Here is a 22,775-nt window from a genome sequence, read left to right on the forward strand (position 1 = left end):
AGGCATCGGTATGAGAAGACAGTTGCCGCTCGGTGAGCCGCTGGCCCGGGGTTACCAGTTCTACGCCTTCCCGTTGGCGATCCTGGCCACCGAGGCTCGGGCCCGGGACTGGATCCTGAGCAACTACATCCACGTCGCCTTCGACCCCAAGGCGCCGGACTCGCCGGTGCCGTTCGGCTTCTATCTCTACGACTACGCGATCAGCCCGTGGCTGGAGGTCGTCCGGGCCAGCCGCGAGTGGGTCGCCTGTGTCGGCGGGGACATCGTCGCGCTCTGCCGCGACTCCGTCGGTGCCGGCTACTACCCGTACCTCAACCTGGACGAGCACCACCTGCCCGGCCGGGCGCCCTACCAGCAGTGGCACCAGACCCACGACGTGCTGGTCTGCGGCGTGGACGACGACGAGGGCACGTTCACCGTCTACGGCTACACGGCCAACGGGTCGCTGCGGACCACCACGGTCGGGCAGGACGACTTCGCCCGCGCGTACGCGAGCCTGGACGAGGTGGAGAACGACTGCTTCCAGGTCTACTTCTACCGGGTACGACCGGACGCCAGCTACCGGATGCGGCTGCACGTGGTGGGCGGCGCGTTCGAGGAGTACCTGTCCGGCGCCAATCCGAGCAGCCGGGTCGACATGCTCCAGGAGGAGTGGGACCGGGCGTACGGTGTCGACTCCTACGCGCCGATCCGTGGATACCTGCGCGACTACCTCACCGGCGACGCGGCGTACGACATCCGGTACCTGCACGTGTTGTGGGAGCACAAGCGGCTGATGACGGAACGGTTCGTCCGGCTGGCCGAACTCGCCCCGGCACTGGCACCGCTGGTGGACGACTGCCGTGCGATGCAGACCGACGCGGTGGCGTTGCGCAACGGGATGCTGTGGCACGAGCAGAAGGGACGGTCCTCCCGGTTCGACGAGGAGGCCATGCCCCGCCTGGAGCGGATCTTCGACACCGAGGTGCGGGTGCTGCGGCAGGCCGTCGAGGAGATCCGGCGTCATCGGACGCAGGAGCCGGAGACGGATCAGTGGCACGGCCGTGAGGGCCTGCCGACAGCCGCGAAAGGCGGTGGCGGACGGTGAGCGTGGAGGCGGTGTGCACGGTGGTCCTGCGGATGCCGGCGCTGCGGCCCGACGATCACCTTCAGGTGCGGCTCGGCGGCGGTGAGACGCGGGACCTCCGGTACGACCGGCAGGCCGACGAGTGGACGGTCCCGCTCGATCCGGCGGCACACCCCGAGGGTGTCGACGTCGTCGTCCTCCTCGACGGCGACCCCCAGCTCGACGGGCCGCTACACCTGACCTCCGCCGAACTGGCCGCCCCGACCTGCCGTCTCGACGGGCGGGTCCACTTCGCGCGGCACCACGACGTCCTCGTCGGCGAGTCACATGTCGCGCGGCACTTCTTCCCCGGCGACCCGGACACCGCGCACCGCTACGACGTGATCGTCGTCGGCTCCGGTGCCGGCGGCGGCACCCTGGCGTACCAGCTCGCCGAGACGCCGTGGCGGGGTGGCCGGCCACCGCGCGTCCTGCTGTTGGAGGCGGGCAGTTACCTGTTCGGAACGCACACCGGCAACCTGGCCCGGTACCAACCGGTCGGCCCCGACGTGTACCCGAACATCTTCCACCACTGGGGTGCCTTCGGTCGGCGGCGCTGGCGGGCCGCCGACGCCGAGAGCGCCAGGGCGCGGATCGCCCAGGGCCTCAACCTCGGCGGCCGGACCCTCTTCTGGGGAGCGTCGGCACCCCGGATGCACCGCTGGGAGTTCCGCGACTGGCCGGAGACGGTCCGCGACGAGCTGTGCGACGTCTGGTACGACCGCGCGGAGCAGTTGACCCGCGTCACTCCCCTGGTCCCGTCGGCGTACCAGACGATGGTCAAGGCCAGGCTGCGGGAGTTGCCCGCGTTGGCCGACTTCCGGCACTTCGATCCGCCGATGGCGATCGAGTACTGCGGACCGGTCCCCGGGGCGGTGCCGGCCGGGATCTGGTCGGCGGCCGAACTGCTGCTCAGCCGCGCGATGCAGGACGACCGCTTCGGGAACCTGCGGGTCCACCTGAACCACGAGGTGGTCGGGGTCGAGAGGGCGGCGGGCGAGGTCACCGGCGTGGTCGCGTACGACCACCTGGCAGGTCGGGACCGCACCTACCGGCTGGCCGACGACGGCGTGGTGGTGCTGGCCGCCGGCACGGTCGGCACCGCAGTGGTCGCCCAGGCGTCCGGCCTCGCCGATGACGATCCGCTGGTCGGGCGCGGCATCACCGACCACCCGATCTACGTGGTGAAGTTCTGGGTGCGGCAGGGCGGCGACTGGTACAGCCGGTTCGACTCCAGCAAGACCGTCTCCCGGCAACTCACCGACGCCGCCGACGTCGACCCCGCCCACCCGTACAGCGTCACGCTGGACCTGGGTGCGAACCTCAACCAGTTCCGGTTCGTCAACGCCCTGGAGTTCACCGGCGCGGACCTGGCGACGATCGACGGGAAGATGCCGGGCGAGCTGGTGTTCATGGTCGAGGCGCCGCTGGTCGAGCAGAACGCCGTGACCCGGACCGAGTCCCGGCCGGAGGGTGCGAAGCCGACCGCGCTGCCCACCATCCGCATCCATTCCAGCCCGCGAGCCGACCAGGTCCAGGCCGCTCTCGACAAAATCGCCGCCGATGTCGTCCGCGCCTTCGGCGGCGACGTGTACGAGCAGCTCTGGGCTCCGCTCGGCGGGGTGTCGCACGAGGTCGGCACGATGCGGATGGGGCGCGTCACACCCGGTCGGCAGCGTCCGGGAGTGGTCGACGAGAACCTGCGTGTCCGGGGCCACCGCAACCTCTACGTCTGCGACCTCTCCGTCTTCCCCAACTCACCGGCGGCCAACCCGACGCTGACGCTTGCGGCGCTGGCGCTGCGCCTCGCCGCACACCTCAGCACCTGACGGCACACCCCGAGGACGGCTTACTGCTCCGCAGGCGAGGTCACGATCTCGCGTAGCCCGTGCAGGAGTCGGTCGACGTGCTCGGCGGTCGTGCCGATGCCGATGCTGGCCCGGATCGCGTACCCGTCGGTCGGGCGGCCGAGCCGCGCGGCGGCGCCGGCCAGCAACCTCCGGCTGAGCGGGTGGGCGCAGAACAAGCCGTCGCGTACGCCGATCCCGTACTCGGTGGAGAGGCGGTGGGTGACGTCGGCTGCCCGCCGGTCGGCGACGGTAAAGCTGACGATGCCGACCCGGTCGTGATCGGCGTCGAACGTGCGCAGTTCCGCCACCTGCGGCAGGGCGGCGAGGCCGTCGCGCAGCCGGGTCAGCAGCTCCTGCTCGTGGCGGGCGAGAACGTCCGGCGCGGCGGCGGAGATCGTGGCGCAGGCGGCGGCGAGCGCGACCGCGCCCAGCAGGTTCGGCGTGCCGGCCTCGTGTCGCGCCGGACCGGTCTGCCACTGCACGTCGGCGGGCTCGTCACCGACGTGCCGGGTGGCCCCGCCACCGGACAGGTACGGGTCGGCGGCGTCGAGCCAGTCGGCTCGGCCGGCCAGGACTCCCGTGCCGAACGGCGCGTACAGCTTGTGCCCGGACAGCGCCAGGTAGTCGATGTCGTCGCGGGTCATGGAGACCGCGCGGTGCGGGGCCAACTGTGCGGCGTCGACGGCGATCCGCGCGCCGTGCCGATGCGCGATCTCCGCGATGTCGGCTATCGGCCAGACCTCTCCGGTGACGTTGGAGGCGCCGGTGACCGCCACCAGCACCGGCCCCGCGCTGCCCAGGTCGGCCAGTGCACGGGTCAGCCCGGACGTCACCTCGGGCAGGTCGGTGGGCACCGGCAGGCGGTGCACGCGCGGCCAGGCCAGAAGGTTCGCGTGGTGCTCGCCGGCCCAGGTCACCACGGTGGTGTGCGGTGGCAGGGCCCGGGCGAGCAGGTTCATCGCATCGGTGGTGTTCCGGGTGAAGATCACGTGGTCGTCCGGCCGGATGTCGAGGAAGTCCGCGACGGTCTGACGGGACTGCTCGTAGGCCAGCGTGCATCGGCGCGACGCAGCACCGGCACCCCGGTGCACGCTGGCGTACCAGGGCAGCAGCTCGGTCACCGCCTCGGCGACCTCGGCGAGACAGGGTGCGGTGGCGGCGTAGTCGAGGTTGGCGTACGCGGCGGTGGTGCCGTCGGCGAGGCGGACCGGCAGGTCGTCGCCGAGCACGGCAGGAGCGATCGTGGGCACAGTGGTCCTCAGGTAACAGTGGACCCGTGGGGGTCCGCGCTTGCCGCTGCGGCGGTCGCCGACGGCCTGGTCTCACCCGGAGGCACCCCACCGCGGATATACGAGGGTTGCCGGTCAGCAGGCCGGGGCCTTGACGCTGACACTCTTGACCGCTGCCGATGTTGCCACACCGGCAAGCCCGCCCGCTAGGGCCCGTGGCGCGCCCAGCATGTCCCTGTTCGTACGACACGCGACAGCCCCCTTGAGTCGCCCCTCGCCGCACCGGTCACGGTCACGCGCCGCCGATCGACTCCACCACGGTGAACAGCACACTCCATGATGGACGAACCAGTGGATCGCCTGTCAACTTCGCGAAGCACTTTCGGTCACCTCGTCGACGGCGCGACCAGCATCGGGCGGCTCGGTCCGGCCGACGCGCAGCAGGTGAGCCGGGCGGCCCTGTCGAGGCCGGGCCGCCCGGCTGACGAAACACCGGGCGGCGTCGTCGTCCTCTGCGTGGGTTCACCGCCGGGACGGGCTCATTCCTTCCAGGGCGAGTCGCACCAGCCGCTCCGCCTCGGCCGCACTCGTCGATTCCGCCGCCAGTGCGATCGCCTTGACGAGGGTCACCAGGTCGATCATCTCGACGTCCGCGCGTACGGTCCCTTCCTCGGCGGCTCGGCGCCGCAGCGGTTCGCCCGCCGTCACGAGCATCGCGGAGCAGGACTCGCTCTCCTGGGGCGCCCTGAGCAGGGAGGTGACCAGGCCGCGGGTGGTCGTGCTGTAGACCGCCAGCTCGCACAGCCAGGTCGTCAGCGCCTGGCGGGCGTCCGGCCCGGTCGACAGCTCACCGGCGCGGGCACAGAGCGCTTCGACCCGGTCGTGGAAGACCGCCTCCAGCAACGCCCAGCGGGACGGGAAGTGCCGGTGCAGGGTCGCCGAGCCCACGCCGGCGGCTCGGGCGATCTCCTCCAGCGACGCGTACGCGCCGTCCCGGGCGACCGCCTCGCTGGCCGCCGTGACGATCAGCGCGCGGTTGCGTTGTGCGTCAGCTCTCATCGCCTGCCGTTTGAATAAGTGGGGTTACCCCCCATATCGTAACCGACAGGAAGTGGGGTGCCACCCCACTTGTTCCGAGGAGGAGACATGGCCGTCCTTGTCATCGGCGCCACCGGCAAGCAGGGCGGATCCACCGCCCGGGCACTGCTCGACCGGGGCGTCGCGGTACGCGCCCTGGTCCGCGACACCACCAGCGCGGCCGCACTCGCCCTCCGCGACCGAGGAGCCGAACTGGTCCGGGGCGACCTGGACGATCCCGCCTCGCTCCTCGCCGCAGCGCGCGGAGCGGACGGCGTCTTCTCCATCCCCTTCCCGGATCTCACCGATCTGCAGGGCGATGCCGAGCTGCGCCGAGGGCGGCACCTCGTCGAGGCCGCCCGCAGGGCCGGGGTGCCGCAGTTCGTCCACAGCAGCGTCGCCGGTGCCGGTGACTTCCACCGCAACCAGCCGGGCTGGGCCGAGGGCCGTTGGGACCGGCACTACTGGGAGAGCAAGGCAGCAATCGACGAAGCGGTCCGCAGCAGCGGATTCGCCCGCTGGACCGTCCTCAAGCCCGCGACCTTCATGGAGAACCTGCTGGAGAAGTCCTTCCTGTTCGGCGACTGGTCCAGCGGCACCATCGTCACCGGCTTCGCCGCGGACACCCGCATCGCCTGGATCGCCGTCGACGACATCGGTGCGGCTGCGGCGACCGCCTTCACCGGATCGGGCACGCTGGACGGTAAGGAGGTGGAACTCGCCGGTGACATGCGGACCATGACCGAGGTCGCCGCGATCCTCAGCGAGGTCACCGGCCGGACCGTCACCGCGCCGGTCCTCACCCCGCAGGAAGCGGTCACGCGCGGCCTGCCGCCGTTCATGGTCAAGGTCGTCGAGCAGATCAACGAGAACGGCACCCCCGCTCGACCGGAGATCGCCCAGGCACTCGGCCTGCCCACCACGGACTTCCGCACCTGGGCCCGCCGCGCCCTCACCTGACCGCTCGGGTGCCGGGCCGGCTGCGGACGGCCGGCCCGGCAAGCCCGACGAGGTCACCCACCCGGGTCGAGGTCAGGACGGCCGTCGGGCCACCGCCTGGATCTCGATGAGCAGGTGCGGATGGGGCAGCTGGTGCACGGCCACGGTGGTGCGGGTGGGCCCGGTCTCGTCGAAGTACTCGGCGTAGACCTCGTTGTAGCCGCCGAAGTCGTTCATGTTGACCAGGTAGGTGGTGAGCTGGACGAGGTCGTCGAGGTCGGCCCCGACGGAGTGCAGGATGTCGCGGATGTTGTCGATGACGGCGCGGGTCTGCGCGCGGATGTCGAGGTCGGTGACGCCCATCGGGTCCGCTGCGGCGCCGACGATCGTGTTGTCCGGCCGACGGCTCGACGTACCCGAGACGAAGATCAGGTCGCCGACGACCTTGACGTGCGGGAAGCGGCCGCGCGGCGTGGCCATGCCGGGCACCACACCGTCGGGCCGACGGTCGCGTCGGGCGCCGTTCTCGTTGTGTGGGGTCACGACGCGACCCGCAGGGACGCGGTGCCGAGCGTGTCGACGGTGACCCGGACGTGGGATCCGGCCCGCAGCGGCACGGCGGCGGTGGCCGCACCGGCGAGCAGGATCACGCCGTTGGCCAGGTCCACACCGCTGGCGGCGGCGAGCCGGACCGCTTCGGCGAGCGCCCGGCGGGGGTCGCCGAGGATCGCGGCCGTGGATCCGATCTGCACGGGTCGCCCGTCCACCTCCAGCAGTACGCCGAGGTTGTCGATCCCGTCCGGCAGCGGTTGCCAGGCGCCGAGGACGAAGCCGCTCGCGGAGGTGTTGTCGGCGATGACCTCGGGCAGGGTGAAGCGGAAGTCGACGTACCGCGAGTCGATCACCTCGAGGGCCGGCGCGACCGCCGTGATCGCACCACCGTGGACGAGGAAGGCGACCTCCGGTTCGACCTTGGGGTGGATGTGGGCGGCCAGTCGGAGCGTGCCGCCGTCGGGAATGTGCATGGCGTCGGTGAGCCGACCCCAGATGACCTCGTCGACGCCCATCTGCGCCATCTTGGCCCGGCTGGTCAGCCCGAGCTTCAGTCCGACGGGACGTTCACCGCGCGAGAGCCGGTGATCGACCACGGCCTGCTGCACCCGGTAGGCGGTGGGTACGTCCAGCGCGGTGTCGGTGCCGAGCTGCGGGATGGCGGTACGGCTGGTCGCCGCGGCGTCGAGGCGTCGGGCGAGGTGGTCGGTGGTGCTCATCGGCTTCCTCCGGTCGCGGTGGTCCGGTCGGTGGCGGCGACCAGGTCGAGGGCGACGTCGACGATCATGTCCTCCTGTCCGCCGACCATGCGGCGGCGACCCAGTTCGACGAGGATCGAGCGGACGTCGATCCCGTAGCGCTGCGAGGCCCGCTCGGCATGACGCAGGAAGCTGGAGTAGACCCCCGCGTAGCCCAGGCTCAGCGTTTCCCGGTCGACCCGGACCGGCCGGTCCTGCACCGGCCGGACCAGGTCGTCGGCGGCGTCCATCAGCGCGAACACGTCGCAGCCGTGGTCCCAGCCGTGGAGTTCGGCGACGGCCGCGAACACCTCCAGGGGTGCGTTGCCGGCGCCGGCGCCGTGCCCGGCCAGGGAGGCGTCGACCCGGGTGGTGCCGTGCTCCACGGCGGCGACGCTGTTGGCCACGCCGAGGGACAGGTTGTGGTGCGCGTGGATGCCGATCTGCGTGGCCGGGTCGAGGACCTGGCGGTACGCGTCGACGCGTTCGGCGACGTCCCGGGTCAGCAGCCGACCGCCGGAGTCGGTGACGTAGACGCAGTGCGCGCCGTAGGACTCCATCAGTTTCGCCTGCGCCGCCAGTGCCGCCGGGTCGTTCATGTGCGCCATCATCAGGAACCCGGACACGTCCATGCCGTTGTCGCGGGCCCATCCGATGTGCTGGGCGGAGATGTCCGCCTCGGTGCAGTGCGTGGCGATCCGTACGCTGGTCACGCCCAGGTCGCGGGCGGCCTTGAGGTCGGCGATGGTGCCGATGCCGGGCAGCAGGAGGGTGGTCAGTCTCGCGGTGGTGACCGCCTCGGCCGCCGCGGCGATCCAGTCCGCGTCGGATGCGGCGCCGTGCCCGTAGTTGACGCTCGAACCGGCCAGTCCGTCGCCGTGGGCGACCTCGATCGCCGCGACCCCGGCCGCGTCGAGGGCGGCGGCGATCGCGCGGACCTGGTCGACGGTGAACTGGTGCCGTACGGCGTGCATGCCGTCGCGCAGTGTCACGTCCTGGAGATAGAGCCTGGTCATGCCGGCACCTTCCGGTCGGCGCGGGGTGCGACCATCCGTTCCGCCGTGCGGAGTGCGGCAGAGGTCATGATGTCGAGGTTGCCGGCGTACGCGGGCAGGTAGTGCCCGGCGCCGGAGACCTCCAGGAACACCGACACCTGGACGCCGGTGAACCGGGTGCCCAGCGCGGGCACGTACGTGTCGACGTGGTCGAACTGCACGCGTTGTTTCAGCCGGTAGCCGGGCACGTATCCGGCGACGGTGGCGACCATGGTCTCGATCGACGCCGCGACGGCGGCCCGGTCGACGTCCCGGTCGGGGCAGAGGCAGTAGACGGTGTCGCGCATCATCATCGGTGGTTCCGCCGGGTTCAGCACGATGATCGCCTTGCCGCGACGGGCGCCGCCGACGACCTCGATCGCCCGTGCCGTGGTCTCGGTGAACTCGTCGATGTTGGCCCGGGTGCCCGGGCCCGCCGACCGGGAGGCGATCGAGGCGACGATCTCCGCGTAGTGCACGGGTGTCACCTGGCCGACGGCGGCGACGATCGGGACGGTCGCCTGCCCGCCGCAGGTCACCATGTTGACGTTCGGCTCGTCGAGGTGCTCGTCGAGGTTGACCGGCGGCACCACGTACGGGCCGACGGCGGCCGGGGTCAGGTCCACCACCAGGCGGCCGTGCTCGCGCAGCAGTGCGGCGTGGCGGCGGTGCGATCCGGCCGACGTGGCGTCGAAGACGACCCCGACGTCGGCGAACTCCGGCATCGTCAGCAGTCCGTCGATCCCGTCGGCGGTGGTGGCCACGCCGAGCCGGCGGGCTCTGGCGAGGCCGTCGGAGTCCGGGTCGACGCCGACCATCGCCGTCATCCGCAGCGACTCCGACAGGCGCAACACTTTGATCATCAGGTCGGTGCCGATGTTCCCCGGCCCGATCACGGCCACTCCGGTGCTCATGCCGACTTCCCCGGGCTGAAGCAGGCCCGGACCGAGCCCAGGCCGGAGATCCGCGCCTCGTACGTCGCGCCGGGGGTGACCGGCACCATCGGTCCGAGTGCGCCGGACAGCACGATGTCCCCGGCGGCCAGCGGCGTACCCGTGCCGGCCAGGGTCTGCGCGAGCCAGGCGACCGCGTGGACGGGGTTGCCGAGGCAGGCGGCGCCCGCCCCGACCGACACCGGTTCACCGGCGTGTTCGAGCACCATCCCGGCCAGTCGGAGGTCGACGTCCGCCAGCGAGCGGGGCTGGTTGCCGAGCACGAACAGTCCGGAGGAGGCGTTGTCGGCGACGGTGTCCACGATGGAGATGTCCCAGCCGGTGATCCGGGAGTCGACGATCTCGATCGCGGGCAGGACGTGGTCGGTGGCCCGGATCACGTCGGCGGGTGTCACCTGCGGGAACGGCAGGTCGGCGCCGAGCACGAACGCGACCTCGGCCTCCACCCGGGGTTGCAGCAGCCGACCGACGTCGATCTCGGTGCCGTCCGGGACCGCCATGTCGGCGAAGAGCACCCCGAAGTCGGGCTGGTAGACGCCGAATGCCTGCTGGACGGCGGACGACGTCAGGCCGATCTTCGCGCCGACCCGGCGGCGGCCCGCCGCCTCCCACTGCGCGACCTGTGCCTGCTGCACCTGGTATGCGGCGTCGACGTCGCCGACCGGGATCAGGTCGCCGCGCAGCGGCGCGACGGGGGTACGTGTCTCGTAGGCGGTCCGCAGCAGTCGGGCGGCCCGGGTGACATCACTCATGACAGGTCCACACAGACGTTGGTCAGCTCGGAGTAGAAGTTCAGGGAGTGGACGCCGCCCTCGCGGCCGACGCCGGAGGCTTTGGCTCCGCCGAACGGGGTGCGCAGGTCCCGCAGGAACCACGTGTTGACCCAGACGATGCCGGTCTCCAGGCGTGTGCCGGACCGGTGGGCGCGGCCCACGTCGCGGGTCCAGACGGTGGCGGCCAGGCCGTAGTCGCTGTCGTTGGCCAGGTCGAACGCCTCGTCCTCGTCGTCGAACGGCGCCACGTGGCAGACCGGGCCGAAGACCTCCTCCCGGTTGACGCGGGCGTCGGGCCCCAGGCCGGTCAGGACGGTGGGACGGACGTAGGCGCCGCCGTCGCGGGCGTCGGCGAAGGTCGGGATGTCGCCGCCGGTGAGCACCGTGGCGCCCTCGGTGCGGGCCAGATCGTAGTAGCCGAGCACCTTGTCCTGATGGGCGTGGGAGATCAGCGGCATGTTCGCCGTCGCCTCGTCGGCGGGCCAGCCGAAGGTCAGCTCGTCGGCGCGTGCGGCCAGCCGGGTCACGAACTCGTCGAACACCGGTCGCTGCACGAGCAGTCGTTCGGTGCAGAGGCACACCTGGCCGCCGTTGGTGAACGAGGAGCGCACCGAGCCCTCGATCGCGGCGTCGAGGTCGGCGTCGGCGAAGACCAGGCCGGCGTTCTTGCCGCCCAGTTCGAAGGAAACCGCCTTCACGCCGTCGGCCGCCGCCCGCATGATCGTCTGGCCGGTGGCCGACTCGCCGGTGAAGGTGATCGCGTCGACGTCCGGGTGCTGGGTCAGGAACTCCCCCGCCGAGTTCGGTCCGAAGCCGTGTACGACGTTGAAGACGCCGTCGGGCACTCCGGCCGCCGCCATCACCTCGGCCAGCAACGTCGCCGACGACGGTGTCTCCTCGGAGGGTTTGACCACCACGGTGTTGCCGCAGGCGAGGGCCGGTGCGACCTTCCAGGTCAGCAGCAGCAGGGGCAGGTTCCAGGGCACGATCACGGCGACCACGCCGACCGGTTTGCGCACGGCGTAGTTCAGGGCTCGGCCGCCGGTGGGGGTCGGGGTCGTGAAGGACTCCGTCGGGGCGGTCGACACGATCTCGGCGAACGCGCGGAAGTTCGCCGCGCCACGGGGGATGTCCAGGGTGCGGGCCTGTGAAATGGACTTGCCGGTGTCGCCGACCTCCGCCGCCACCAGGTCGTCGAAGCGGCGTTCCAGTTCGTCGGCGACCCGGTAGAGCACCGCGGCCCGCTCCCGCTCCCCCATGCGTCCCCAGGGTCCGCGCAGCGCCGAGCGTGCGGCGGCCACCGCGGCGTCCACCGTGGATCGGTCGGCCTCGGCGACGTGGCGGATGGTCTCGCCGGTGACCGGGGAGACCTTGGCGAAATGCCGGCCGGACGTGTCGAACACGCCGTCGACGAAGTTCGGCAGGACGGTCGGCTCGCCGGCCGGTCGGCCGGCGAGCAGACTCGGGGACCAGAGCCCGTCGGTCATCACAGGCGTGCCTTTCGGTCAGGACGTGGTGGGCGCGGGGTCGGGGTTTCCGGCGGTCCCGGACTCGGCGACCAGGGCGACCACGGCGGCGTCGACGGTGGACTCACCGGTGACCGAGGCGGCTGCCTCGTCGGTGACGACCAGCACGGTGGTGCCCACGCCGACGTTGAGCGGGTCGACGGCGACCAGTTCGGCGCCGTCGGGCCGGACCCGGACCCGGACGAGGCGTCGGCCCTGCAACGAGGGCAGGATGCGGTCCGCCCACACCTTGCCGACGACCTCGCCGAGCACCATCAGGCTTCCCCGCGCAGGCCGGCCATGACCTCGCGGATCCGGGCCGTCTCGGGGTTGTCGAGCAGGGCGGCGGTGGTCGGGTGCGGTTTCGGGTAGACCTGCGAGCTGCGCAGGTCGCCGTGGGCGCGGATGGCGGCCTCGCCGGCGGCGACCGCCTGACGTACGGCGGCGAGGGTGCCGCGTACGGCGACGGCGAGGTAGCCGCTGGTGACTCGTTCGACGCCGACGCAGCGTACGTCGGCGGTCTTGATCATGGCTTCGATGCCTGCGGAGAGGGCGACGACGCCGCGGGTCTCGACGATGCCGATGGCGATGTCGGAGGACATGACGGGATCTCCTTACCGGCTGTCAGTTGCCGACGAGTTGGGGGTCGGCCGCCAGCGCGCTGACGGCGTCGCAGGGGCTGGCGAAAACGATCGAGCGCACCGAGCGGCTCTTGGCCCGGGCGGTCTCCTCGCCGATGTCGACGGCCTCCTCCACGGTGGCGAGGTCACCGCGGACGGCGACGGCGATGATGCCGCCGCCGAGCCGGACGACCTTGGTCACCTCGACCTCGGTGGCCTTCACCATCGCGTCGACGGCGTCGAAGATGGGGGTGAAGCCTTCGGCCTCGACGAAGCCCACGGCTGTGTTCCGCATGCTCTCTCCTCTAGTGGTGGTCTGGCAGGTTCCAGGACAGGACGGCGCCGCCGGTGCCCCAGATGGGGCCGTAGGCGTGCAGGTGTGCCGGGCCGGTGCTCGCCCCGGCGCCCGCGGCGAAGGCCAGGGCCCGGAACTGGCTGTCGGCCTGGGCCTGCCGGGCGAACTCCTCGCGCACGCTGAGGGCTTCGTCGATCTTGCCGGCGGTGAGCAGGTCGAGGATCCGGGTGTTCCACTGCTCGTGGGCGGGTGCGCCGATGCGGTCCTGGTCGGGCTCGATCCACTGTTGAATGAGCCCGGAGGACATCCCGGTCACCACCACGACGGCGGCGCGCAGTCCGGCGTCGCGGGCGGCGGTGGCACCGGCGCGTCCGACGGTGGCGAGGGTGTCGGCGTCGGCGTAGAGGTTGCAGGAGACCTGTGCCCAGCGCAGTCTCCGCTCCGGGTCGAGCAGTGCGGAGGTGACGATGGTGCCGGTGTCGATCGGGAATCCGTCGTAGCGGGTCCGTCGGGCCTGGAGTCCGTCGGTCTGGACCCGGGCGGCCCAGCGTTCGGTGAAGTCGACGTCGAAGCGGAGGTCGTAGTCGAGCAGGCCGTAGTCGTAGGCGTACCAGTTCTCGTCGACGTGCCGGCCGCGAGGGTTGGGGTCGCACTGGAACTGGTGGCCCAGCACGGTGAACCACTGGGTGGACAGCAGCAGCACCACGTCGGGTTCGAGTCGGCGCAGCCGGGCGCCCACGTCGCGGGCGGCGTCGGCCAGTGCCGACCAGCTCGGTGCGGCGTGTTCGGCGAGCAGGTGCGGCATGCCGGGCAGCAGCGCGCCGGCGACGACTCCGGTCCGGTCAGCCATGGTGGTCCCCCTCGGGTACCCATTCGACGACCGCGTTGCCGGTGCCGATGATCGTGCCGTAGCCGAGGACGTCGCCCGCCACCTTGGGCCAGCCCATCGCGGCGAGCATCCAGGTGAGGCTGCCGGCCTTGGTCTCGCTGGCGGTGGCCTCGATGTGTTCGGGGATGAGTTCGCGCAGCGGTGCGGTCGGTCCGCGTCGGATCGCTTCGAGCAGCTTCATGTCCCAGCGGTACTGGTGGTTGTTGTAGGGGTGCTCCCGTTCCATGTCCTCGGGCAGCTCCGGTTCCTCGTGCCAGTGCAGGTGCGACAGCGAGTTGGAGGCGAGCAGGACGGCGCGGCGGCCGGTGGCTTCGACGGCCCGTCGGGTGGCTTCGCCGAGGACCTCCATCTCCTCCAGGGAGGCGTCGGAGTAGAAGTACGGGTTGTTGTTGGCCGAGAGGGAGACCACGGGGATGTCCCAGGCCGGGTTGGCCAGGTGCAGGGCGCCGATGGTGGCGTAGTCGACGCGGACGCGCGGGTCGTGCAGGGTGCGGGTGACCAGGCCGAGTCCGTTGGCCTCCTCGGCGATGGCCTCGCCGAGTTCGACGTCGGTGCGGAAGTCGTAGTGGTAACGGAACAGGTGCGGGAAGATCGGTTCGACGGAGGTGCCGCGCGGGTTCGGTACACAGTTGACGTGGTGACCGACCATCGTGATCCAGTGCGGGGCGTGCACGATGAGCACGTCGGGCTTGTGGACCTCGCGGATGCGTGTGCGCAGGCGCTCGTACGCCCAGCGCAGCGTCTCCCAGCCGCCGCTGGATCGGGGTTCGTTCTGCGGTGGGTTCTCGGCGTAGATCAGGTGCGGTGGGTGTGGGCTGAGGCAGCCGGCGACGATGCCGCACCGGCGCGTCGCGGTGGTCGGTTGCGGGGCGCGTGGGGCGGTGGTGGCACCGCCCCGGGCCGGTGCGACCGGCACCCGGAAGACCTTGCTCATGAGCGTCCTTCCCCGCGCAGTACCCGCACGTGGGAGCGGTCGTGTGGGGCGGTGCCGAGGATCTGCAGCCCGTCGTCGTCGAGGGCGAGTTCGTCGGCGGCCAGTGCGGTGTCGTGTCGGATCCAGGCCCGCAGCGGGGCGGGATGTCCGCCGTGGACCTCGACGAGGGTGTCCTCGGCCAGGCCGCTGTCGGGAGCGACGTAGGCCAGGCGTCGCTGGCCGCGCTGGCCGGTGTAGGCCGGCTGGGTGGTGACGGTGGTCCGCAGCCAGCGTCGCTGGTCGCGGAGCCGTTGCCGGGTGGCGGCGGTCGCGGTGGGGTCGACCCGGCCGTCGGCGTCGAGTTCGACGCCGTAGCGCTGTCGTGCCTCGGCGGCGGTCAGGTACTCCTGGGTGATGTCGTCGGCGACGTGCTCGGGCAGCCGGTCCAGCGGGTCGCCCCAGCCGCCGCCGCCGGCGGACTCCATCACCAGCAGGTCTCCGGTGCGCATTGGGAAGCCGGCGACCTTGCCGGGGGTGGCGAAGTCGACGCGTTCGCCGTCGGACCGTCGGATGTGGGTCACGGTGGGCGCGCCGGGGCCGCCGTGTCGCAGACCGTACGGCGGGACGGTGGTCCGGTCGGTCTGCACCGAGTACGCGCCCCCGCTGGCCAGCAGACGGGTCTCGCGGCGGCTGCCGAGTCCGCCTCGGCGTGCGCCGTCGCCGCTGGAGCCGGTGCGCAGCTCGCAGGACTCGACGAGGATCGGGATCTCGGTCTCCAGCCGTTCGACGGACTGGATGGTGGAGATGTCGCCGAGGTCGACGGGGTTCATGGCGCTGGGACCGTCGGATTCGAGGAACCCGCCGTTGCCGCCGGCCGGGTAGTCGTAGTAGAGGTATGGCCGGCCGGTGTGTTCGTCGACGCCACCGATGAGGTTCTGGAAGGTGGTGCCGAACTGGTCGGCGGCGATGAGGTCGGGTGCCACCTGGCTGAGTGCGGCCATCACGGCCGAGATGACGCGTTTGCGGACCTCGCTGTGGGCGTTGGCCGGGGCCGGGTAGCTGACGTGCACGACGGTGCCCGGCTCGGTGTGCACCCGCAGCGGCCGGAAGGCACCGTGGTTGACCAGGCCGCCGGGGTCCAGGGCCGATTTGACGGCGATGAAGACGCCGGCGACGGTCATCGCCCGCGAGGAGTTGACCACGGCGGCGACCTGGGTCGACGAGCCGCGGAAGTCGGCCTCGATCTCGTCGCCGTCGACGGTGAGCGCGCAGCGGACGATGGCCGCGTCGTACTGTCCGTCGGTGTAGAGGTCGAGGTAGTCCTCGTAGCGGTAGGTGCCGTCGGGCAGGGCCTGGATCATGGTGCGCAGGCGGTGCTCGGTGCGGTTCATGTTGGCGGCGACGGATTCCAGGATCAGGTCGGTGCCGTGCCGGGCGACGAGTTCACGCAGGCGCCGTTCGGCGGTGTGGCAGGCGGCGATGCTGGATTCGAGGTCGCCCCGGCGTTCCTCGGCCATCCGGACGTTGGCGAAGACGATGTCGAACGCGGCCCGGTTGGGTCGCCCCTGCTCGATGAGCCTGATCGGGGGGATCCGCAGCCCTTCCTGGAGGATCTCGGTGGCCTGGCCGGAGACGCTGCCCGGGGTCATGCCGCCGATGTCGGCCCAGTGCATGCGGACGCAGGGGAAGAGGAAGAGTTCTCCGTCGACGAAGACCGGGCTGATCAGGGTGACGTCGTTGAGGTGGCTGCCGCCTCGGTAGGGGTCGTTGACGATGTAGAGGTCACCGGGGCGCATCTCGTCGGCGAAGTCGGCGAAGATCTCGGCGACCGAGGCCGGCATGGCGATGACGTGGCCGGGCATGTCCCGGCCCTGGGCGACCATCTGTCCCTGGGGGTCGAACAGGGCGCAGGAGAAGTCCTGTGCGTCGGCGATCACCGGCGAGTGCGCGGTGCGGAAGATCGTTTGTCGCATCTCCCGGACGATCGAGATGAGACCTTCGGTGACGACTTCCAGGTCGATCGGGTTCACAGTCATGCGGATGCCTCACTGGTTCCGGCTCGATCCCGATGGTGGGAGAACGGACCATCTGGGGTGGGCCACCGTGGGTGGGCCATCTGGGGTGGACCATAACGCACTGGACCATAATGTGGTCCTAGGGTTATATTATGAAACCTAGCAACCGAGAAGGTGGGAAGCAAGATGTCGTACGCCACTGACACCAGCCCGGACGACGGGCCGACGCCCCGGGAGTCCGGCACCCAGGCGCTCGACCGCGCCCTGAGCGTGCTGCTCGCCTTCCGTGGCACCGAGGCCGAACGCAAGGTCAGCGACGTCAGCCGCGAACTCGGCCTACACAAGTCGACCGCCAGCCGACTGTTCCGCGCCCTGGCCGACGCCGGCTTCCTGCACCGCAACGAGGACAACGGCAACTACCGGCTCGGGGTCACCGTCTTCGAGCTCGGCGCGCGCTACCTCGCCGGCCTGGACCTGCACACCCTCGCCCGTCCCCTGGTGCACCGGCTGGCCGAGGAGGAGGGCGAGAGCGTCAACCTGTCGGTCCTGGAGGACCTCGACGCGATCTCCATCCACGTCGTGCAGGGCACCCGCAACCTGCAACTCGTCTCCCGGCTCGGCCGACGCATCCCGCTGTGGTGCAGCGCCGCCGGCAAGGCCCTGCTGATCGACCGGGACGACGCCACGCTGCGCGCCACCCTGGCCGACGCACCGTTCACCGCGCTGACCGCCCACACGATCACCGATTTGGACACGTTCGTGTCCCGGATGGCGACCGTCCGGGAGCAGGGCTGGGCGCTCAACGACCAGGAGAGCGAGGAGGGACTGCGGGTCGTGGCCGCGCCGGTGCGCGACCGCCACGGCCGGGTCACCGGCGCCATCAGCGTCTCCGGCCCGATCTTCCGCCTCGACGAGGCCCGGGTGACGCAGCTGGCCGAAGCGGCCCGCCGCACCGCCGACGAGCTGTCCCGGCAACTCGGGTACGGCTTCGGCGACGTCTGGGGCGACTGACCCGGTCAAAACTTCTCCTGCACGACGTCCGGGCGGATCCGTACGTGGAGCAGGGCCGGCCCGGCCAACGGCAGCACCTCGTCGAAGGCCGCCCGCGCACCCGCCTCGTCGGTGACCGTCCACGCCGGCACCCCGAGTGCGCGGGCCACGGCTGCGAGGTCCCGCTCGGGGAAACGGGCCAGCTCGGGGTCGACCCCACGCGGGGCGAGTTTGCGGACCTCCGCGCCGTACGCGGCGTCGTCGAGGAGCACCAGCAGCACCGGTGCGCCGACCCGGGCCAGGGTGTCCAGCTCCCCCAGACCGGTGAGCAGGCTGCCGTCGCCCTCGAACGCGACCACCGGCCGGTCGGGGCGGCCCACGGCGGCGCCCACCGCGAACGGCAGTCCGACGCCGATGCTGCCGAACTCCCACGGGGCGAGGAAGGACCGGTCGGTGGCGGCCGAGTCCAGCAGCAGGTTGGGCCAGCCGCCGAAGTGACCGACGCCGACCACCGTGGTCCGCTCGCGGGGCAGGCGTTCGGCACAGATCCGGATGAAGGCCCGAGGGTCGATGCGGCCGGGCCGGGACTCGATGTCCAGGCCGGCGAACGGGTCGGCACCCGCCAGTTCGGCAGCCAGGTCCGTGCTGCGCCAGTCCGGTCGGCGTACCGGCGTCAGCACCGCCGACACCGCCTGCGCCGTCTCCCCCGCGTCGCCCAGCACCCCGGCCGACACCGGCCAGCGGGCCCCGATCGCGGCCGGGTCGACGTCCACCGCGACCAGCACCGCGTCCGGGAAGAGCGCACCGTGGTCGGCGGTCCACCGGTTGAGTCCGGCCCCGAACGTGACCACCAGGTCCGCCTCGGCCAGGGTCCGCCGGGACAGCGGCCGGGACAGCCCACCGGCCACCCCGAGGTCGTACGGGTGCCCACGGAACAGACCGGCGGCCATCAGCGTGGTGGCGAGCAGGGCTCCGCTACGGTCGGCGAGGTCCCGGATCGCGGCCGCCGCCGGTTCGGCGCCCCGGCCGGCGAGCAGCACCGGGCGGTGCGCCGTGCGGATCCGGTGGGCCAGCGCGTCGACGTCGGCGGGGTCCGGCGCGAGTGGTCGGGGTGCCCGGAACACCATCGGCGCCGGGGCGGGCGGGTGCTGCGGGACCTGCGCGTCGGCCAGGTCGATCGGCATGTTCAGCACCACCGGGCCGGTCAGCTCGCGGGCGGCCCGGAACGCCAGCCCGACGTCCCGCATCGCGGTGCCGGCGGTGTGCACCGGGACGAACGTGCCGGCCGTGGCCAGCGCGTACGGCTGCTGGTCGAAGTGCTGCACGTGCAGCGGGTCGCCGGGCGGGGTGTCGCCGGCGAGCAGGACCAGCGGGGTGCGGGCCTGCCGGGCGATGGTCAGCGCCGCCCCGGCCACCGCCAGTCCCGGCCCCTGGGTGACGGTGGCGACGCCGCAGCGGCCGGTGGTGCGGGCGTACCCGTCGGCCATCATCACGGCGGCGTTCTCGTTGCGGGCCGCGACGAACCGGACGCCGTGCCGCTCGACCAGGTCGGCGACCAGGTACATGTTGGCGTCGCCGAGCAGACCGAAGACGGTGTCGACTCCGTGCGCCACGACGGCGTCGGCGATCGCCTCGAACACCCTCACCGCGCGTCCCCGTCGAGGTAGCCGCCGGGCGGGCGCAACGCCACGCTCAGCGCGCCGAGGAAGGAGTCGTTGGCCGCCGCGTCGAAGCGGGGACCGGCCAGCCGGGCGGCACGTTTGGTCATCGTGCGGCCGACCACCGAGGTGGCCAGCAGCCGGTCGGTGATCGCGTCCACGGCGGCGGGCAGGTCGTCGGCGGCGACCACCCGGGTGACCAGGCGCAGGTCGAGCAGTTCAGCGGGTTCGACCCGCTCGCCGAGCAGCAGCCAACGCTTGGCCAGGTCGGCGCCGACGAGGTCGGCGAGGATCGCCATGCCGCTCCAGGTCAGCGGGATGCCGTAGGTCACCTCGGGGAAGGTGAAGAAGGCGCTGTCGGCGGCCACCCGCAGGTCGCTGGCGAGCCCGATGATGGCGCCCGAGCCGATGGCCGGGCCGTTGAAGGCGGCGACCGTGGTCTGGTCCAGTCGGTACCAGCGTTCGACCAGGTCGGCGGTGCGCCGCTGGACGTGCATGGTGGTCTCGGGGTCGAGGTCGGCCAGCTCGCGCAGGTCGGTGCCGGCGCAGAACGCCGTGCCCTCGCCGGTGAGCACCACCACCTCCACCGTGCGGTCGCGGCCGAGTTCGTGCAGCACGTCCTCGAAGCGGCCGAGCATGTCGAGGTCGAAGCTGTTGCGCCGCAGCGGTCGGTGCAGGGTCACCCGGGCCAACCGGCCGGAGCGGTGCAGCAGGACGGACTGATCAGTGGTCATGGTGACTCCGAGGTCAGGAGGGCTCGGTCGACGAGCGCGGCGGCGTGGCCGACGTACGACAGCGGGTCGAGCAGCCCGGCCAGTTCCGGGCCGGGCAGGGCGGCGGCCACCTGCGGGTCGGCGCGCAGCACCTCGACGAACGGCCGGTTCTGCTCCAGGCTGTCGCGGACGATCCGCATCACCAGGTGGTGGGCCTGCTCCCGGCCCAGCGGGTCGGCGAGGCGGAGCATGATCGCCTCGGAGAGCACCAGCCCACCGGTGAGGTCGAGGTTGGCGCGCATCCGGTCCGGATCGACGCCGAGGTCGCCGAAGACCTCGACCAGCCGTTCCAGGGCACCGCCGATGAGGATGAAGCACTCCGGCAGCAGTTTCCACAGCGTCATGCCGACGCCCATGTCGCGGTCGTCCTGCGCCACCATGGTCTGCATCGCCAGCGGCACCTGGGCGCGCAGCGTGCCGGCGGCGGCGATCACCGCCTCGCAGCGGATCGGGTTGCGTTTGTGCGGCATGGTGCTGCTGCCGACCTGGGTGGCGCGCTGCGGTTCGTGGGCCTCGCCGACTTCGGTACGCCCGAGGAAATAGATCTCCCGGGCCAGTTTCTCGGCGCTGGAGGCGACCAGTCCGAGGACCATCAGGCACTCGGCGAACCGGTCCGAGGTGGCGTGCCACGGGGTGTCGGCGACGCCGAGACCGAGTTCGTCGGCCACGGCCCGTTCCAGGGCGAACGCCTGCGGACCGTAGCCGGCCATGGTGCCGGCGGCGCCGCCCATGCTGGTCACCAGCAGTCGTTCGCGCATCTGGGCCAGGCGGGTGCGGTGTCGTTGCAGCTCGCTCTGCCACACCGCGCAGCGCAGGCCGAACGTGGTCGGCAGCGCCTGCTGGCCGTGGGTGCGGGCGGCCATCGGGGTGGTGCGGTGTCGCAGCGCCAGCCGGCGCAGGATGCGGACCAGTTCGTCGACCTGGCGGGAGACGATGGCCAGGCCGGCCCGGGCGCGCAGCACGAATCCGGTGTCCATCACGTCCTGGGTGGTGGCGCCGAGGTGGACGTAACGGCCGGCGTCGCCCTGGCAGGCGGCGGTCAGCGCCCGGACCAGCGGCACGAGCGGGTGCACGGTGTCGGCGGCGTCGGCGGCGAGCACCGCGGTGTCCAGCCGGTCGAGCCGGGCCGCGTCGGTGATCGCCTGGGCTGCGGACGAGGGGATGACGCCGAGGCCGGCCTGTGCGCGGGCCAGGGCCGCTTCGACGTCGAGCCAGGACTGCATGAGTTGGCGGTCGTTGAAGACGCCACGCATCTCGGCGTTGCCGAAGAAGCTGGTGACGGTCAACGAGTCCAGGAAGCACGAGCCGAGCTGCATCAGCGTTGCTCCTCACCGGTGAGCAGGGCGAGCGCGGCGCGTCGGTCGACCTTGCCGGACGGCAGCAACGGCAGGTCGGGGACCGTACGGATCAGCGTCGGCACCTTGTGTCGGGCGAGTCGGGCGGCGGCCGCCCCGGTGAGCCGGTCGGGGTCGGGGGTGGTGTCCGGGGCGGCGACGACGAGGGCGGCGACCTCTTCGCCCCAGCGCGGTGACGGCAGGCCGAGTACGCACACCTGGGCGACGGTCGGGTCGTCGAGCAGGGCGGCCTCCACCTCAGCCGGGCTGATGTTCTCGCCGCCCCGGATGATCAGCTCCTTGACCCGGCCGGTGAGGGTGAGGACCCGGTCGCTGTCCAGCGCGCCCAGGTCGCCGGTGCGCAGCCAGCCGTCGGTGGTGATCGCGGCCTCGGTGGCGGCCGGGTCGTCGACGTACCCGACGGTCACCGACTCGCCCCGGACCAGCAGCTCACCGGGGCGGCCGGCGGGCAGTTCGGTGCGGGTGCCGGGGGTGACGACGACGGCGTCCAGGTCCGCGACGATCCGTCCGACGGTGTCGCCGGGACTGCCGCAGCTCCCGTCGCCGGGGTCGACGCTGATCGTCGGGCCGGCCTCGGTCTGCCCGTAGATCACGGCGATGCGGTCCAGGCCGAGTACCCGCCGGGTGCGGGCGAGCAGCGCCGGCGCGCACGGCGCGCCGCCGAGGAAGCCGACCCGCAGCGACGACAGGTCGAAGCGGTCCGGCGCGGCCTCCACGGTGTCGGCGAGCATCGTGGCCATCGTCGGGACGGCCTGGAGCACGGTGCACCGGTGCCGGGCGATCTGGGTGAGCACCGGTTCGGTGCGGAAGCGGCTCACCGACACCCACAGCGCCCCGGTGACCAGGGCCAGCACGGCACCGCTGCTGAGCCCGGCCGCGTGGGCCAGGGGCAACGGTGAGGCGATCCGGTCGGTGGCGCCGAGTCCGGCGGCGTCGGCCGTCCACCGCGCGTTGGCGATCAGGTTGCGGGCGCTGAGCGCGACCATCTTCGGCGGGCCGGTCGAGCCGGAGGTGAACTGGATGTTCAGGGTGGCGTCCGGGTGTCCGGCGGGGGCGGGCACGGCGCCGTCGCCGATCCCGGCCAGGTTGTCGCCGAGGACGTGCCAGCCGTAGGGGCGGGCCGAGCCGGGCAGCGCGGCGAGCGCCTGCGCGGCGGTGGCGGCGCCGTCGCGGTCGCGGAGGCGACGGGCGACGAAGAGTCGGCGGGGACGGCTGCGGGCCAGAGCCGTGGTCAGCTCCGGGGTGCTCAGCCCCGGATGCAGGGTCACCAGGGCGGCGCCCCGCCATGCCGCGGCGGCCAGCAGGACCAGCCAGTCGAGGCTGTTCTCGGCCCACACCGCGATCCGGTCGCCCCGGCCGACGTCGAGCGCGGCCAGCGTGGCCGCCCGCCGCCCGGCGAGGTCGGCGAACTCCCCCGCCGACACCGGCCGGTCCTGGTCGAAGGCGTACAGGGGGCGGTCCGGGTGCTGGGCGGCGTGGTCCAGGACGGTGGCGTCGAGGGCGTTGATCACCG

The 22,775-nt window shown here is 72.1% G+C and carries 22 protein-coding genes and 1 riboswitch; of the genes, 4 read left to right on the top strand and 18 right to left on the bottom strand.

The window, feature by feature from the left end; all coding sequences use genetic code 11:
• Positions 1 to 10 precede the first annotated feature (10 nt).
• Together ACQVFL_RS18400 and ACQVFL_RS18405 are read left to right on the top strand one after the other, a co-directional pair.
• Positions 11 to 1,087: a hypothetical protein gene (locus tag ACQVFL_RS18400; protein ID WP_431727123.1), complete on the top strand. Its 1,077-nt coding sequence runs from the start codon at positions 11 to 13 to the stop codon at positions 1,085 to 1,087.
• Positions 1,084 to 2,934: a GMC oxidoreductase gene (locus ACQVFL_RS18405; protein ID WP_431727124.1), complete on the top strand. Its 1,851-nt coding sequence runs from the start codon at positions 1,084 to 1,086 to the stop codon at positions 2,932 to 2,934. The genes ACQVFL_RS18400 and ACQVFL_RS18405 overlap by 4 nt, the downstream gene beginning before the upstream one ends.
• A 20-nt stretch (positions 2,935 to 2,954) precedes the next feature.
• Here ACQVFL_RS18405 and ACQVFL_RS18410 read toward each other — a convergent pair whose 3' ends face one another.
• Positions 2,955 to 4,184: an aminotransferase class V-fold PLP-dependent enzyme gene (locus ACQVFL_RS18410; RefSeq protein ID WP_431729846.1), complete on the bottom strand. Its 1,230-nt coding sequence runs from the start codon at positions 4,182 to 4,184 to the stop codon at positions 2,955 to 2,957.
• Between the two features lie 52 nt (positions 4,185 to 4,236).
• A riboswitch (SAM riboswitch) is annotated at positions 4,237 to 4,356 on the bottom strand.
• A 350-nt stretch (positions 4,357 to 4,706) separates the two neighbouring features.
• Positions 4,707 to 5,243 carry a TetR/AcrR family transcriptional regulator gene (locus ACQVFL_RS18415; RefSeq protein WP_431727125.1) on the bottom strand — a complete coding sequence of 179 codons (537 nt, stop codon included), beginning with the start codon at positions 5,241 to 5,243 and terminating at the stop codon, positions 4,707 to 4,709.
• An 87-nt stretch (positions 5,244 to 5,330) separates the two neighbouring features.
• On the opposite strand from ACQVFL_RS18415, the gene ACQVFL_RS18420 reads away from it, so the two are divergent.
• Positions 5,331 to 6,221, top strand: coding sequence for an NmrA/HSCARG family protein (locus ACQVFL_RS18420; protein WP_396694488.1), 891 nt, complete (start codon positions 5,331 to 5,333; stop codon positions 6,219 to 6,221).
• Positions 6,222 to 6,293: 72 nt separating this feature from the next.
• On the opposite strand, the gene ACQVFL_RS18425 is transcribed toward ACQVFL_RS18420, so the two are convergent.
• From ACQVFL_RS18425 to ACQVFL_RS18480, 12 genes are read right to left on the bottom strand one after another with little or no spacing between them, the layout of a single operon-like run.
• Entirely contained in the window at positions 6,294 to 6,680 is a 387-nt protein-coding gene (locus ACQVFL_RS18425) for a RidA family protein (RefSeq protein WP_396694797.1), read from the bottom strand.
• Between the two features lie 59 nt (positions 6,681 to 6,739).
• A complete protein-coding gene (locus tag ACQVFL_RS18430) occupies positions 6,740 to 7,471 on the bottom strand; it encodes a 2-keto-4-pentenoate hydratase (protein WP_396694486.1) in 732 nt (243 codons plus the stop codon).
• Positions 7,468 to 8,505 (bottom strand): 4-hydroxy-2-oxovalerate aldolase, encoded by a 1,038-nt coding sequence (gene dmpG, locus ACQVFL_RS18435; protein WP_431727126.1) that lies wholly within the window; start codon positions 8,503 to 8,505, stop codon positions 7,468 to 7,470. Before dmpG ends, ACQVFL_RS18430 begins: the two co-directional genes overlap by 4 nt.
• The gene (locus ACQVFL_RS18440) at positions 8,502 to 9,437 is read right to left on the bottom strand and encodes an acetaldehyde dehydrogenase (acetylating) (protein ID WP_396694482.1); all 936 of its coding nucleotides are present in this window, start codon (positions 9,435 to 9,437) and stop codon (positions 8,502 to 8,504) included. Before ACQVFL_RS18440 ends, dmpG begins: the two co-directional genes overlap by 4 nt.
• On the bottom strand, positions 9,434 to 10,228 hold the full coding sequence (locus ACQVFL_RS18445) for a 2-keto-4-pentenoate hydratase (RefSeq protein ID WP_431727127.1): 795 nt from the start codon (positions 10,226 to 10,228) through the stop codon (positions 9,434 to 9,436). Before ACQVFL_RS18445 ends, ACQVFL_RS18440 begins: the two co-directional genes overlap by 4 nt.
• Positions 10,225 to 11,736 (bottom strand): 2-hydroxymuconic semialdehyde dehydrogenase, encoded by a 1,512-nt coding sequence (locus tag ACQVFL_RS18450; protein WP_431727128.1) that lies wholly within the window; start codon positions 11,734 to 11,736, stop codon positions 10,225 to 10,227. Before ACQVFL_RS18450 ends, ACQVFL_RS18445 begins: the two co-directional genes overlap by 4 nt.
• Before the next feature lie 18 nt (positions 11,737 to 11,754).
• Positions 11,755 to 12,030, bottom strand: a complete 276-nt coding sequence (locus ACQVFL_RS18455; protein WP_431727129.1) for a EutN/CcmL family microcompartment protein — start codon at positions 12,028 to 12,030, stop codon at positions 11,755 to 11,757.
• Positions 12,030 to 12,356, bottom strand: a complete 327-nt coding sequence (locus tag ACQVFL_RS18460; protein ID WP_396694474.1) for a BMC domain-containing protein — start codon at positions 12,354 to 12,356, stop codon at positions 12,030 to 12,032. The genes ACQVFL_RS18455 and ACQVFL_RS18460 overlap by 1 nt, the downstream gene beginning before the upstream one ends.
• Before the next feature lie 22 nt (positions 12,357 to 12,378).
• Positions 12,379 to 12,669, bottom strand: a complete 291-nt coding sequence (locus ACQVFL_RS18465) for a BMC domain-containing protein (RefSeq protein ID WP_117230022.1) — start codon at positions 12,667 to 12,669, stop codon at positions 12,379 to 12,381.
• Positions 12,670 to 12,679: 10 nt separating this feature from the next.
• Entirely contained in the window at positions 12,680 to 13,519 is an 840-nt protein-coding gene (locus ACQVFL_RS18470) for a 2-amino-5-chlorophenol 1,6-dioxygenase subunit alpha (protein ID WP_431727130.1), read from the bottom strand.
• Positions 13,512 to 14,492 (bottom strand): tRNA U-34 5-methylaminomethyl-2-thiouridine biosynthesis protein, encoded by a 981-nt coding sequence (locus ACQVFL_RS18475; RefSeq protein WP_431727131.1) that lies wholly within the window; start codon positions 14,490 to 14,492, stop codon positions 13,512 to 13,514. The genes ACQVFL_RS18470 and ACQVFL_RS18475 overlap by 8 nt, the downstream gene beginning before the upstream one ends.
• A complete protein-coding gene (locus ACQVFL_RS18480; protein ID WP_431727132.1) occupies positions 14,489 to 16,507 on the bottom strand; it encodes a hydantoinase B/oxoprolinase family protein in 2,019 nt (672 codons plus the stop codon). Before ACQVFL_RS18480 ends, ACQVFL_RS18475 begins: the two co-directional genes overlap by 4 nt.
• Positions 16,508 to 16,672: 165 nt before the next feature.
• On the opposite strand from ACQVFL_RS18480, the gene ACQVFL_RS18485 reads away from it, so the two are divergent.
• The gene (locus ACQVFL_RS18485) at positions 16,673 to 17,497 is read left to right on the top strand and encodes an IclR family transcriptional regulator (protein WP_396694466.1); all 825 of its coding nucleotides are present in this window, start codon (positions 16,673 to 16,675) and stop codon (positions 17,495 to 17,497) included.
• A 5-nt stretch (positions 17,498 to 17,502) separates the two neighbouring features.
• On the opposite strand, the gene ACQVFL_RS18490 is transcribed toward ACQVFL_RS18485, so the two are convergent.
• The 4 genes from ACQVFL_RS18490 to ACQVFL_RS18505 are packed head-to-tail and all read right to left on the bottom strand — an operon-like array spanning position 17,503 to position 22,773.
• Positions 17,503 to 19,122, bottom strand: a complete 1,620-nt coding sequence (locus ACQVFL_RS18490; protein WP_431727133.1) for a thiamine pyrophosphate-binding protein — start codon at positions 19,120 to 19,122, stop codon at positions 17,503 to 17,505.
• A complete protein-coding gene (locus ACQVFL_RS18495; RefSeq protein WP_396694461.1) occupies positions 19,119 to 19,868 on the bottom strand; it encodes an enoyl-CoA hydratase/isomerase family protein in 750 nt (249 codons plus the stop codon). Before ACQVFL_RS18495 ends, ACQVFL_RS18490 begins: the two co-directional genes overlap by 4 nt.
• The gene (gene purB / locus ACQVFL_RS18500) at positions 19,865 to 21,223 is read right to left on the bottom strand and encodes an adenylosuccinate lyase (protein WP_431727134.1); all 1,359 of its coding nucleotides are present in this window, start codon (positions 21,221 to 21,223) and stop codon (positions 19,865 to 19,867) included. Before purB ends, ACQVFL_RS18495 begins: the two co-directional genes overlap by 4 nt.
• Positions 21,223 to 22,773: a class I adenylate-forming enzyme family protein gene (locus ACQVFL_RS18505; protein WP_431727135.1), complete on the bottom strand. Its 1,551-nt coding sequence runs from the start codon at positions 22,771 to 22,773 to the stop codon at positions 21,223 to 21,225. The genes purB and ACQVFL_RS18505 overlap by 1 nt, the downstream gene beginning before the upstream one ends.
• Positions 22,774 to 22,775 lie beyond the last annotated feature (2 nt).

Source organism: Verrucosispora sp. TAA-831 (assembly GCF_050780145.1).
Taxonomy (GTDB): domain Bacteria; phylum Actinomycetota; class Actinomycetes; order Mycobacteriales; family Micromonosporaceae; genus Micromonospora.